Source organism: Streptomyces sp. NPDC103540, assembly GCF_055584445.1.
Genome location: NZ_JBVJMA010000003.1, coordinates 607,417 through 619,773 on the forward strand (window position 1 = coordinate 607,417; position 12,357 = coordinate 619,773).

Consider the following 12,357-nt stretch of genomic DNA (forward strand, 5'->3'; position numbering starts at 1 on the left):
TCGTGCCAAAATAGGACAAGGAGTCCGGGGAGGGTTCCTTCCGTCCAACTAAGGGCGGAATGCTCGGTATTGCACTCTATGGGGGGTCTGACGACTCCTGATCGCTCTGTGACTGATCGTTACAGTGGGGTGACTGTCCGTTATGGGACGGTCCATCGGCTTCCGCCGCTGATGAACACCTCGGAGGGCAATTCCATCGGTTTGGCCGTCGAGGCTGGACGGATGGTGTAGTTGTAGTGCCGAGGACAAGCCGTTCGTCCTATAACCGACTCGGCCTGCGTATGTCCATTTCGGGCAACGTGGGCCAAGGTGCAGAATTTAGAGGAAAGAACCGAGATGGTTCGGTTCTCCCGAGGAGGCCGCTCATGACCGCTCGCACCCCTGATGCCGAGCCGCTGCTGACCCCGGCTGAGGTTGCCACGATGTTCCGCGTGGACCCGAAGACGGTCACCCGCTGGGCCAAGGCTGGCAAGCTCACGTCCATCCGCACCCTGGGTGGACACCGCCGTTACCGCGAGGCCGAGGTTCGCGCACTGCTCGCGGGAATTCCGCAGCAGCGCAGCGAGGCCTGAGGTCGCGTAGCACCACAGTTTTAAACGGGTTCGAAGCGGGTCCCCCAATCCGATGAAACCCAAAGGCTTCAAACGGCTGGTCCTGCCCCAACAGGCTCATTGCCGTTCGATCGCGCTGGACTCCGCCGGGTCCAGCGCGATCTTTTTTTATGCCCGGACGGGGGCCCGCAGGGGTGCCGCGCGGAGGTCGCCGGGCAGGGTGCCATTGCACATATTAAATCGAGCGGGCGTATGAGTCCGATAAACGTGCGCATCTCAAAAACTCGTGTGGTGACTCCCGTCACAGCTGATAACTCTTGTACATCCGGCATTGCACCCCGTAAGGGGATGGCTCGGTGCAGAGCGACTCGTGCGAACGGGGGATTTTCCCGGTACGGGACCACCCCGGGCCCCGGCCCCGCCGGCGGCCCGCTGGGGGCCGAACGGTCGGACGGGGCACCTCTGATGGGTGGCCGGCGCGACAGGCCCCCTGGGGCCCCTTCAGGGCCCTCGCCGCATCCGCCGGTGATCATGATCGGGTCGGGTCGCCGCCGGCGTCGCCCGACGGAGCCCCGGGCCGCCCGACGGGGAAGCCCCGCGCCGGCCCCGGTGCTCGGTGACGTCCGGCGACGTCCGGTGACGTCCGGTGACGTCCGACAACGCGTCAGGGCCCGCATCCCTGGTGGATGCGGGCCCTGACGTTTCTGCGAACCTGACGGGACTTGAACCCGCGACCTCCACCTTGACAGGGTGGCGAGCTAACCAACTGCTCCACAGGTCCTTGATTTGCGGCCGCTCGGCGGCTGCGAATCAGACTGTACCCCAGCTCAGGGGGTGCAGTCGAACCGGATCACGGCGCCGCCGCGTCCACCGCCTTCACGATCCGCTTGTCGGAGATCGGGTACGCCGTCCCGAGCGCGTGCGCGAAGTAGCTGACCCGCAGTTCCTCGATCATCCAGCGGATGTCCGTCACCGTCTCCGGCACCGGCCGCCCCTGCGGCAACTGCTCCAGCAGCCACAGGTACTCGTCCCGCATCTCGTGGACCTTCTGCATGCGCGTCGTGTCCCGCTGGGCGCCCGTCGGCATCTGCTGGAGGCGCCGGTCGGCGGCCACCAGGTACCGCATCAGGTCCGGCAGCCGGCGCAGTCCGGTCAGCGTCACGAAGCCCGCCGGCATCAGCGCCGCCAGCTGCTGCTTCACGTCCGCGACGTTCGCCATCAGCGCCAGGCTGTTGGTCGCCTTCAGCCGCCGCTCGCAGGCCTGCCAGGCGGCCAGCACCTGCTGGACCTGGCCCACCGTCCGCACCGTCGTGTCCACCAGGTCGGCGCGCACCGCCTCGTAGAGCCGACGGAAGCCCGCCTCGTCCCAGGCCGGCCCGCCGTGGTCGGCGATCAGCCGGTCGGTCGCGGCCGTCGCGCAGTCGTCGAAGAGGGCCTGGATGGAACCGTGCGGGTTCCGCGACAGGGCCAGCTTCTGCTGGTTGGTGAGCTTGTCCGAGGCGAACTTCGCCGGGTTCACCGGGATGTTGAGGAGGATCAGCCTGCGCGTGCCCAGCCACATCGCCCGCTGCTGCTCGACCTCCGTGTCGAAGAGGCGTACGGAGACGCTCGTCCCCTCGTCCACCAGCGCCGGGTAGGCCTTCACGGGCTGGCCGGCGCGCCGGGTCTCGAAGACCTTCGTCAGTGAGCCGATGGTCCAGTCCGTCAGCCCCGTGCGCTCCAACGACTCCCCGCCCGAGCGCTCGGCGGTGGCCGCGGCGGCCTTGGACAGGGCCTGGCGGGCCTTCGGCTTCAGCGACAGCCGCAGGCTCTCCAGGTCCTTGTCCTCGGCGAGCGTCCGGCGCCGCTCGTCGACGATCCGGAAGGTGATCTTCAGGTGTTCGGGGATCCGGGTGGTGTCGAAGTCCTCGGCCGTCACCGGGACCCCGACCATTCGGTGCAGCTCGCGGGCGAGCGTCACCGTCAGCGGCTCCTGGAGCGGGTGGGACGTCGCCAGGAAGCGGGTCGCGTAGTTCGGGGCGGGTACGTAGTGCCGGCGGATCGGCTTGGGCAGCGAACGGATCAGCTCCGTCACCACTTCTTCCCGCAGGCCCGGGATCTGCCAGTCGAAGCCCTCGTCGGTGACCTGGTTCAGCACCTGGAGCGGGACGTGCACGGTCACGCCGTCCGCGTCCGTGCCCGGCTCGAACTGGTAGGTCACCCGGAACTTCAGCTGCCCCTGGCGCCAGCTGTCCGGGTAGTCGGCCTTGGTGACCCCGGCCGCCTTCTCGGTGAGCAGCATCTCGCGCTCGAAGTCGAGGAGTTCGGGCTCCTCGCGCTTCTTGTGCTTCCACCAGGAGTCGAAGTGCGCCCCCGACACGACGTGTTCCGGGATGCGCTGGTCGTAGAAGTCGAAGAGGGTCTCGTCGTCGACCACGATGTCCCGGCGCCGGGCCCGGTTCTCCAGCTCCTCGACCTCGGTCAGGAGCTTGCGGTTGTCGGCGTAGAACTTGTGGTGCGTACGCCAGTCGCCCTCGACCAGGGCGTTGCGGATGAACAGCTCCCGCGACACCTCCGGGTCGATCCGCCCGTAGTTGATCTTCCGCTGGGCGACGATCGGCACCCCGTACAGGGTCACCTTCTCGTACGCCATCACGGCCGCCTGGTCCTTCTCCCAGTGCGGCTCGCTGTACGTGCGCTTGATCAGGTGCTGGGCGAGCGGCTCCACCCACTCGGGCTCCACCTTGGCGTTCACCCGCGCCCACAGCCGCGAGGTCTCCACCAGCTCGGCCGACATCAGGAACTTCGGCTGCTTCTTGAACAGCGAGGAACCCGGGAAGATCGCGAACTTCGCCGACCGGGCACCGAGGTACTCGTTCTTGTCGGTGTCCTTCAGACCGATGTGCGACAGCAGACCGGCCAGCAGCGAGACGTGGATGTTCTGCTCGGCGCCGTCGGCCTCGTTGACGTGGATGCCCATGGTCTTGGCGACCGTGCGCAGCTGCGAGTAGATGTCCTGCCACTCGCGGATCCGCAGGAAGTTCAGGTACTCCTGCTTGCACATCCGGCGGAAGGAGGAGGAACCCCGCTCCTTCTGCTGCTCGCGGACGTAGCGCCACATGTTCAGGAACGACAGGAAGTCGCTGGTCTCGTCCTTGAAGCGGGCGTGGTTCTGGTCGGCCTGCGTCTGCTTGTCCGAGGGCCGCTCGCGCGGGTCCTGGATGGACAGCGCCGCCGCGATGACCATGACCTCGCGCACGCAGTTGTTCTTGTCCGCCTCCACCACCATGCGGGCCAGCCGGGGGTCCACCGGCAGCTGCGACAGCTGCCGTCCCATCGGGGTGAGCCGCTTGCGGTGGTCCTTCTCGGACGGGTCCAGCGCGCCCAGCTCCTGGAGCAGCTGCACGCCGTCGCGGATGTTGCGGTGGTCCGGCGGGTCGATGAAGGGGAACTTCTCGATCTCCCCCAGCCCCGCGGCGGTCATCTGGAGGATGACGGAGGCCAGGTTCGTCCGCAGGATCTCCGCGTCCGTGAACTCCGGACGGGCGTTGAAGTCGTCCTCGGAGTACAGCCGGATGCAGATGCCGTCGCTCGTACGACCACAGCGGCCCTTGCGCTGGTTGGCGCTGGCCTGGCTGATCCGCTCGATCGGCAGCCGCTGCACCTTCGTGCGGTGGCTGTAGCGGGAGATGCGGGCCGTGCCCGGGTCGATCACGTACTTGATGCCCGGGACGGTCAGGGAGGTCTCGGCGACGTTCGTCGCCAGCACGATCCGCCGACCCGTGTGCTGCTGGAACACCCGGTGCTGCTCGGCGTGGGAGAGCCGCGCGTACAGGGGGAGCACCTCGGTGAAGCGCAGTTTCCTCTTCTCCAGCGCGTCCGCGGTGTCCCGGATCTCCCGCTCGCCGGAGAGGAAGACCAGGATGTCGCCGGCGCCCTCGCCCTGGAGCTCGTCGACGGCGTCGCAGATCGCCGTGATCTGGTCGCGGTCGCTCTCCTCGGAGTCCTCCTCCAGCAGCGGCCGGTAGCGCACCTCCACCGGATACGTCCGGCCGCTGACCTCGACGATCGGGGCGTCCCCGAAATGCCGGGAGAAGCGCTCCGGGTCGATCGTCGCGGAGGTGATGACCACCTTCAGGTCCGGGCGCTTGGGCAGCAGCGTCGCCAGGTAGCCCAGCAGGAAGTCGATGTTCAGCGACCGCTCGTGCGCCTCGTCGATGATGATCGTGTCGTAGGCGCGCAGCTCGCGGTCCGTCTGGATCTCGGCGAGCAGGATGCCGTCCGTCATCAGCTTCACGAAGGTCGCGTCCTGGTCCACCTGGTCGGTGAACCGGACCTTCCAGCCGACCGTCTGGCCGATCTCCGACTTCAGCTCCTCCGCGATCCGCTCCGCGACGGTGCGGGCCGCGATCCGGCGGGGCTGGGTGTGCCCGATCATGCCCCGGACACCGCGCCCCAGCTCCATGCAGATCTTGGGGATCTGCGTGGTCTTGCCGGAGCCGGTCTCGCCCGCGACGATCACGACCTGGTGGTCGCGTATCGCCTCGGCGATCTCGTCCTTCTTCTGGCTGACGGGCAGGTTCTCGGGATACGTGACCTCCGGCATCCGCGAGGCACGGCCGGCCAGTCGCGCGGCGGCCTTCTCGGCCTCCGCTGCGATCTCGTCGAGCACGGCCTGCTTGGCCTCGGGCTTGCGGATGCGGCGGGCGCCTTCGAGGCGGCGGCCGAGGCGGTGCGCGTCACGGAGGGAGATCTCACCGAGAAGCGTCTGCAGGGCGGCGAAGGAAGTAGACATACCTGATCGAGGATCTCACCTGGGTGCTGTGGGTGGCGAACGCATTTGTGTCCCTCCCCGTACCATTTCGGGACGAGTCCCCCCGATGCGCCAGTGAGAGGCAGCCCACCTTGTCCCGCCGCCGCTCCGTGTGCTGCCTACTGGCGGCCGTCCTCGCGGTGCTGCTGGGCACGCTGCCCCCGAGCGCCGCCCCCCGCGCCCCAGCGGCCGCACCGGCCCCAGTGGCCGCACCGGCCGCTCTGGCCACGGTGGCCGCGGTGTTCCCGGTGGCCGCACCGGCCACGGTGGTCGCACCGGCCCCGAGGGACGTGGCGTTCCCGGTGGCCCCGGTGCTCCCGGTGGCCGTCGAGACCAGGGACGTCCCGGAGGTCGCGCGGGCCTCGGGGGTCCCGGAGGTCGCGCGGGCCCCCAAGGCCCCTCGGGTCCCGGCCGCCGCGCCGAGCCCCGGCTCCACCCCGGCCCCCGCCTCCACCCCGGCTCCCGCGCCGGGCTTCGGCTTCGCGCCGGCCTTCGCGGGCGTCGGGCAGGGGCCCGCCTGCGCACCCGGCTCCCCCGCCCGCGACCACACCCCCGCCGTCCCGCCCCGCGCCGGCCACGACCACGCGCCGCTCCCGGCCGCCCGCCCCGCCCCCGAGGCGCAGCGCCCGCAGCCGACGCAGCCCGTACGGGTCCTCGTACGCGGACCCGTACGTCCCGCGCCCGGCCCCCTGGAGCTGTCCGTGCTGCGGGTCTAGGAGTACGGCCCCGCACCGCCGTACCCCTCTTCCCTCCTCCACAGCACCGGAGCCCCCGCATGCCCTCCTCCACCCGCAAGCCCCTGCTCGTCTCCGCCGGGGTCGCGCTCGCCGCCGTCACCCTCGGCCTCGTCTCCTGGCAGGCCACCGCCCCCGAAGAGCGGCGCACCGACACCTCCGCCGGTTCCTCGGCCGCCGCCGGGTCCGACAGCGGCCCCGCCGCCGAGCTGAAGGCCCTCGCCCGCCGCGAAGCGGGCGACAAGCTCGCCGTGGGCCGCGCCGACGCCCCCGTCGTCCTCATCGAGTACTCCGACTTCCGCTGCGGCTACTGCGCCAAGTTCGCCCGCGACACCGAACCCGCACTGGTGAGGAAGTACGTCGAGGACGGCACCCTGCGCATCGAGTGGCGCAACTTCCCGATCTTCGGCGCCGAGTCCGAGGCCGCCGCCAAGGCCGCCTGGGCGGCCGGGCAGCAGGACAGGTTCAGCGCCTTCCACGAAGCCGCGTACGCCGAGGGAGCCAAGGAGAAGGGCTTCGGCGAGGAACGCCTCGTCGAACTCGCCCGCCAGGCCGGCGTCCCCGACCTGGAGCGGTTCAAGGCCGACCTCACCGGCGAGGCCGCCACCGCCGCCCTCAAGAAGGACCAGGACGAGGGCTACCGCATCGGCGTCCGCTCCACCCCCTCCTTCCTCGTGGACGGCCGCCCCGTCGCCGGCGCCCAGCCCCTGGAGACCTTCACCGCCGCCATCGAGCGCGCGAAGGCCGAGGCCGGCGCGAAGGGGGCGGCCCGCCCGTGACCGGCATCGGCTACCTCGCCGCCCTCATGGGCGGCCTCCTCGCCCTGCTCAGCCCGTGCAGCGCCCTGCTGCTGCCCGCCTTCTTCGCGTACTCGATCGACTCCCGCTCCCGCCTCCTGGCCCGTACCGGGATCTTCTACGCGGGCCTCGCCACCACCCTCGTGCCCCTGGGCGCGGCGGGCTCGTACGCGGGCCGCTTCTTCCACGGCAACCGCGAGGCCCTCGTCCTCGTCGGCGGCTGGCTGATCATCGCCCTCGGCCTCGCCCAGATCCTCGGCCTCGGCTTCGCCTCCCGCCGCCTGTCCGAGGCCTCCGGCCGGATCCGCCCGACCACCGCCCTGTCCGTGTACGCCCTCGGCGCCGTCTACGGCCTCGCCGGCTTCTGCGCGGGCCCGATCCTAGGCAGCGTCCTCACGGTCGCGGCGGTCAGCGGGAGCCCCGTCTACGGCGGCCTGCTGCTCGCGGCGTACGCCCTGGGCATGGCCGTACCGCTGTTCGTCCTGGCCCTGCTGTGGGAGCGCTTCGACCTGGGCCGCAGGCGCTGGCTGCGCGGCCGCCCGCTGCGCCTGGGCCGCCTCGAACTGCACACCACCTCGCTGCTGTCCGGGCTCTTCTTCATCACCCTGGGCGCGCTGTTCCTGGCGTACGACGGAGCGAGCGCCCTGCCGGGCCTGCTGGACGTGGACGACTCGTACGCCGTCGAGCGCTGGGTGGGCTCCTTCGCGGACGCCGTACCGGACTGGGCGCTGCTCGCCCTGATCGCCGCCGGCGCCCTGGCCTTCGGCCTGGGCCGGTGGCGGCGCGCGGTCCGCGCCGAGCGGGGGACCGAAGCGGGCGGGTGAACGCGGAAGGCCCCGTCCGATGGACGGGGCCTTCCTTTTGTGGCTGGGGCCGGGGTCGAACCGGCGACCTATCGCTTTTCAGGCGATCGCTCGTACCAACTGAGCTACCCAGCCACGAGACTGTTTCCAGCCTCAGCGATCCTGACGGGACTTGAACCCGCGACCTCCACCTTGACAGGGTGGCGAGCTAACCAACTGCTCCACAGGACCTGGTTTGTGCAAGAGCAAGTCTTGCACATGGTGTTGCGTACCCCCAACGGGATTCGAACCCGTGCTACCGCCTTGAAAGGGCGGCGTCCTGGGCCACTAGACGATGAGGGCTAAAGGCCCGCCGGGCACTTTTCAGCGCGTCGGGGACGTGAGAAGCATATGGGATCGGAGGAGGTATCGCCAAAACGGTTTCCCCCGGAGCGACAATGGCCGGGTGCTGGAGATGACGCGCGAGGAGTTCGAGGAGCTCGTCGCAGAGGCCCTGGACCGGATCCCGCCGGAGCTCACGCGGCTGATGGACAACGTCGCGGTGTTCGTCGAGGACGAACCCCCGGCCGACGACCCCGAGCTGCTCGGGCTGTACGAGGGGACTCCGCTCACCGAACGCGGCGAGTGGTACGCCGGCGTCCTCCCGGACCGCATCACGATCTACCGGAACCCCACGTTGCGGATGTGCGAGGACCGGGAGAGCGTGGTCGCCGAGACGGAGGTGACGGTGGTGCACGAGATCGCCCACCACTTCGGCATCGACGACGAGCGGCTGCACGCGCTGGGCTACGGGTGAGCCCCGGCCCGTCCGGCGGGCCCGCGGAGGGGCCGGTGGAAGGCCCCCCGGAGGTACCCGCCGAGGGACCCGCCGAGGGGCCCACCGAGGGACCCGTCGACCCCGACGTCGACCTGTGCGTGCCCGCGCAGCGCGCCGAGCCGCGCGCCCCGGTGCTCGCCGCCGTCGCGGCGGGCGGCGCGGTGGGCGCCGCCGCCCGCTACGGGGCGGGGCTGCTGTGGCCCGCGGAGGGCCCCGGGGCCTTCCCGTGGACGACCCTGTGGATCAACGTCGTCGGCTGCGCGCTCATCGGCGTGCTCATGGTGCTGGTCGCCGAGGGCGACCGGCGGGCCCACCCCCTGGTGCGCCCCTTCGCCGGGACCGGGGTGCTCGGCGGCTTCACCACCTTCTCCGCCTACGCGCTCGACTTCTCGCGGCTGCTCGACGACGGCGCGGCGGGCCGCGCCCTGGCCTACGCCGCGCTCACCGTCGTCGGCGCGCTGGGCGCCGTATGGGCGGCGGCGACGCTGACCCGCCGGGCGGTCGGGTCGGCGCCCCCGGCCGGTCCGGCGCCGGGAGCCGGCGGGGGCGGTCCGCGGTGAACTGGCTGCTGGTGCTCGCCGGGGCGGCGGTCGGGGCCCCGCTGCGCTACCTGACCGACCGGGCGGTGCAGGCCCGCGCCGACTCCCTCTTCCCCTGGGGGACCTTCACGGTGAACGCCTTCGCCTGCCTGCTGCTGGGGGGCCTGGCCGGGGCCGGCCTGGCGGGCGGCGCGGGCGCCGGGGGCCCCTCTACGGCGGGCCTGCTGATCGGCACCGGCCTGTGCGGGGCGCTGAGCACGTACTCGACGTTCTCCTACGAGACCCTGCGGCTGGCCGAGCGCGGTCGGGGTTTCCTCGCCGCGGCGAACGTGCTGGCGTCGGTGCTGGTCGGGCTGGGAGCCGTGCACCTCGGTGCGCGGGTGGCGCGGCAGCTGTTCGGGTAAGGGCGTGTCTCTTACGGGGTAAAGGGAGTTGGGCTCATTGACCCGCCCATCGCGGACCCCGCCGCCGTGTCCCCGGAGGTACCCCGTGCGCCCTTTGTCCGCTTCCCTCAGACTCGCCGTCTCCGCCCTCGCGGTCGCGGCCACCGCGGGCTGCATGAGCGTCGGCGAGGACGCCGCGAAGCCGGCGCCGGCGAGTTCGGCGGGCGGCAAGGGGGCCGCCGCGGGTGGCGGAGCGGCCGTCGGGCGCGGCTCGGGGATCCACGGCAACGGGCAGGGGCTCAAGGACGCGACGGGCAACCAGGAGGGCAAGGCCGGTGAGCCGGGCCGGGCCTCCGGCGCGACCGGGGCCTCTCCCAGCCCCGGCGCCCCGGTGGGCAGGCCCGGGCAGCCCTCGCCCTCGGCGGGCCCCGGCGGCGGGGCCGGCGGGCAGGGGCAGGCGCCGTCCGGTGGCGGCTCGGGTTCCGGTGGAGGTTCGGGGTCCGGCGGCTCGGGTTCCGGCTCGGGGTCGGGGTCCGGTTCGGGCTCCGGGTCGGGATCGGGCTCGGGGTCCGGGTCGGGTTCCGGCGGGGGCGCGGGCTCGGGATCCGGATCGGGTGGATCCGGAGGCTCGGCCACCACTCCGCCGGTGGTGGAGCCGACCCCGGCTGTGACGGAACCCACTCCGCCCGAGCCGACTCCGCCGGGCCCGGAACCGACCGCCGGGCAGGGGGCGACCGTCTAGTCCGGACGGGTTCGTGCCGGTTCCTCCCGCCGGCCCCGCCCTCGTGGGCGGAACGTTTGCGCAGCTCAGGGGGGTTTGGCCGAGTGGAACTTGCCAGACCCCCAGGAGGGTGCGTATGGTTATAGATCGTTTGATCCCATTGCCCGGCGCCGAATCCGAAGAGCGCCGTGTGGCGCGTACTCTCCCTAGCCGTGGCTGACCGCATTGAGGCGGTCGATTTGCGATTCACGGAGTTTGGGCGCGTGCCGAGACTCCGGAAGGTTTCGCATTTCGCATGTCCATTTCCAGTTCTGACCGTTCCGTCATGCCCGAGAACGACACCAACGACATCGTCGACGCCGAGACCCTCGCGGTCACCGAGGCCATGGAGGCCATCGAGGCGGACGAGATCATCGAGGCCCTCGAGGCCGATGTCTCCGGCGACGCGAACGACGAAGACGGCGACGCCGACGCCGAGCCCACGGTGACCTTCGCGGACCTCGGTCTGCCCGAGGGCGTCGTGCGCAAGCTCGCGCAGAACGGCGTCACCACCCCCTTCCCGATCCAGGCGGCGACCATCCCGGACGCCCTGGCCGGCAAGGACATCCTCGGCCGCGGCCGCACCGGCTCCGGCAAGACCCTCTCCTTCGGTCTGCCGACCCTGGCGCGCCTCGCCGGCGGCCACACCGACAAGAAGAAGCCCCGCGCGGTCATCCTCACCCCGACCCGCGAGCTCGCGATGCAGGTCGCGGACGCCCTCCAGCCCTACGGCGACGTGCTCGGCCTGAAGATGAAGGTCGTCTGCGGCGGTACGTCCATGGGCAACCAGATCTACGCCCTGGAGCGCGGCGTCGACATCCTCGTCGCCACCCCGGGCCGCCTGCGCGACATCATCAACCGCGGCGCCTGCTCCCTGGAGAACGTCGAGGTCGCCGTCCTCGACGAGGCCGACCAGATGGCCGACCTGGGCTTCCTGCCCGAGGTCACCGAGCTGCTCGACCAGGTCCCGGCCGGCGGTCAGCGCATGCTCTTCTCCGCGACCATGGAGAACGAGATCGGCACGCTGGTCAAGCGTTACCTGACCAACCCGGTCAGCCACGAGGTCGACAGCGCCCAGGGCAACGTCACGACCATGACGCACCACGTCCTCGTCGTGAAGCCGAAGGACAAGGCGCCCGTCACGGCCGCCATCGCCGCCCGCAAGGGCCGCACCATCATCTTCGTCCGCACCCAGCTGGGCGCCGACCGCATCGCCGAGCAGCTCGTCGAGGCCGGCGTGAAGGCCGACGCGCTGCACGGCGGCATGACCCAGGGCGCCCGTACCCGCGTCCTCGCGGACTTCAAGGACGGCTACGTCAACGCGCTCGTCGCCACCGACGTCGCCGCCCGCGGCATCCACGTCGACGGCATCGACCTGGTCCTGAACGTGGACCCGGCCGGCGACCACAAGGACTACCTGCACCGCTCGGGCCGTACCGCCCGCGCCGGCAAGTCGGGCGTCGTGGTCTCCCTGGCCCTGCCGCACCAGCGCCGCCAGATCTTCCGCCTGATGGAGGACGCGGGCGTCGACGCCTCGCGCCACATCGTCCAGGGCGCCGGCGCCTTCGACCCGGAGGTCGCCGAGATCACCGGTGCGCGTTCGCTCACCGAGGTCCAGGCCGACTCGGCGAACAACGCCGCCAAGCAGGCCGAGCGCGACGTCGCCGACCTCACCAAGCAGCTGGAGCGCGCGACCCGTCGCGCCGCCGAGCTGCGCGAGGAGGCCGACCGCCTCGTCGCCCGCTCCGCCCGTGAGCGCGGCGAGGACCCGGAGGCCGCCGTCGCCGAGGTCGTGGAGGCCGCCGAGGCCGAGCTCGCCGCCGCCGTCGCGGCCGAGCCCGTCGTCCAGGAGCGCACCTTCGAGCGCCGTGACGACCGCGGCAACTACGAGCGTCGCGACAACCGCCGTGACGACCGTGGCGGCGACCGTGGTGGGTTCCGTCGCGACGACCGTCCGTCGGGTGGTTTCCGTTCCGGTGGTGACCGTCGTGACGACCGCGGTGGTGACCGTGGTGGTTTCCGTCGTGACGACCGTCCGTCGGGTGGCTTCAGCCGTGACGACCGTGGTGGCGACCGTGGTGGTTTCCGTCGCGACGACCGTCCGTCGGGTGGTTTCCGTTCCGGTGGTGACCGTCGTGACGACCGCGGTGGTGACCGTGGTGGTTTCCGTCGTGACGACAC

9 protein-coding genes and 4 tRNA genes are annotated in these 12,357 nt (G+C 71.3%); 8 read left to right on the forward strand and 5 right to left on the reverse strand.

The features are described 5' to 3' along the window. Nucleotides 1-365 precede the first annotated feature (365 nt). Nucleotides 366-572, forward strand: coding sequence for a developmental transcriptional regulator BldC (bldC, locus tag ACZ6ZI_RS10850; protein WP_003949541.1), 207 nt, complete (start codon nt 366-368; stop codon nt 570-572). A gap of 686 nt (nt 573-1,258) precedes the next feature. Here the strand turns inward: bldC and ACZ6ZI_RS10855 are convergent. Together ACZ6ZI_RS10855 and hrpA are read right to left on the reverse strand one after the other, a co-directional pair. Beyond that, a tRNA-Asp gene (locus ACZ6ZI_RS10855) sits at nt 1,259-1,332 on the reverse strand. A gap of 69 nt (nt 1,333-1,401) precedes the next feature. Further along, on the reverse strand, nt 1,402-5,325 hold the full coding sequence (gene hrpA, locus ACZ6ZI_RS10860) for an ATP-dependent RNA helicase HrpA (RefSeq protein WP_469518597.1): 3,924 nt from the start codon (nt 5,323-5,325) through the stop codon (nt 1,402-1,404). 110 nt (nt 5,326-5,435) lie between these two features. Between hrpA and ACZ6ZI_RS10865 the strand changes: the two genes are divergently transcribed. From ACZ6ZI_RS10865 to ACZ6ZI_RS10875, 3 genes are read left to right on the forward strand one after another with little or no spacing between them, the layout of a single operon-like run. Then, complete coding sequence (locus ACZ6ZI_RS10865) at nt 5,436-6,059, forward strand: hypothetical protein (protein ID WP_469518599.1); 624 nt, start codon at nt 5,436-5,438, stop codon at nt 6,057-6,059. A gap of 59 nt (nt 6,060-6,118) precedes the next feature. Next, the gene (locus ACZ6ZI_RS10870) at nt 6,119-6,856 is read left to right on the forward strand and encodes a DsbA family protein (RefSeq protein WP_469518601.1); all 738 of its coding nucleotides are present in this window, start codon (nt 6,119-6,121) and stop codon (nt 6,854-6,856) included. A 26-nt stretch (nt 6,857-6,882) separates the two neighbouring features. After that, entirely contained in the window at nt 6,883-7,698 is an 816-nt protein-coding gene (locus ACZ6ZI_RS10875; protein ID WP_469518683.1) for a cytochrome c biogenesis CcdA family protein, read from the forward strand. A 40-nt stretch (nt 7,699-7,738) separates the two neighbouring features. On the opposite strand, the gene ACZ6ZI_RS10880 is transcribed toward ACZ6ZI_RS10875, so the two are convergent. The 3 genes from ACZ6ZI_RS10880 to ACZ6ZI_RS10890 all read right to left on the reverse strand — a co-directional run bounded on the left by ACZ6ZI_RS10880 (nt 7,739) and on the right by ACZ6ZI_RS10890 (nt 8,019). Next, nucleotides 7,739-7,812, reverse strand: a tRNA-Phe gene (locus ACZ6ZI_RS10880). Nucleotides 7,813-7,834: 22 nt separating this feature from the next. Then, nucleotides 7,835-7,908: transfer RNA gene (locus ACZ6ZI_RS10885), tRNA-Asp, on the reverse strand. A gap of 38 nt (nt 7,909-7,946) precedes the next feature. Further along, nucleotides 7,947-8,019 (reverse strand) — tRNA-Glu (locus ACZ6ZI_RS10890). Between the two features lie 103 nt (nt 8,020-8,122). On the opposite strand from ACZ6ZI_RS10890, the gene ACZ6ZI_RS10895 reads away from it, so the two are divergent. The 4 genes from ACZ6ZI_RS10895 to ACZ6ZI_RS10910 form a co-directional block, all read left to right on the forward strand. Beyond that, entirely contained in the window at nt 8,123-8,473 is a 351-nt protein-coding gene (locus ACZ6ZI_RS10895; RefSeq protein WP_030225620.1) for a metallopeptidase family protein, read from the forward strand. 35 nt (nt 8,474-8,508) lie between these two features. Beyond that, a complete protein-coding gene (locus tag ACZ6ZI_RS10900) occupies nt 8,509-9,054 on the forward strand; it encodes a fluoride efflux transporter FluC (RefSeq protein WP_469518603.1) in 546 nt (181 codons plus the stop codon). Beyond that, nucleotides 9,051-9,437 carry a fluoride efflux transporter FluC gene (locus tag ACZ6ZI_RS10905; RefSeq protein WP_469518605.1) on the forward strand — a complete coding sequence of 129 codons (387 nt, stop codon included), beginning with the start codon at nt 9,051-9,053 and terminating at the stop codon, nt 9,435-9,437. Before ACZ6ZI_RS10900 ends, ACZ6ZI_RS10905 begins: the two co-directional genes overlap by 4 nt. A 1,025-nt stretch (nt 9,438-10,462) precedes the next feature. Further along, nucleotides 10,463-12,357, forward strand: a 1,895-nt coding sequence (locus ACZ6ZI_RS10910; RefSeq protein WP_469518607.1) for a DEAD/DEAH box helicase, incomplete at its 3' end; no start/stop codon positions are given.

Bases quoted from the DNA above. Each gene is read 5' to 3' on its own strand.
- bldC (WP_003949541.1), top strand. From the start codon at position 366: ATGACCGCTCGCACCCCTGATGCCGAGCCGCTGCTGACCCCGGCTGAG.
- hrpA (WP_469518597.1), bottom strand. From the start codon at position 5,325: ATGTCTACTTCCTTCGCCGCCCTGCAGACGCTTCTCGGTGAGATCTCC.
- ACZ6ZI_RS10870 (WP_469518601.1), top strand. From the start codon at position 6,119: ATGCCCTCCTCCACCCGCAAGCCCCTGCTCGTCTCCGCCGGGGTCGCG.
- ACZ6ZI_RS10875 (WP_469518683.1), top strand. From the start codon at position 6,883: ATGGGCGGCCTCCTCGCCCTGCTCAGCCCGTGCAGCGCCCTGCTGCTG.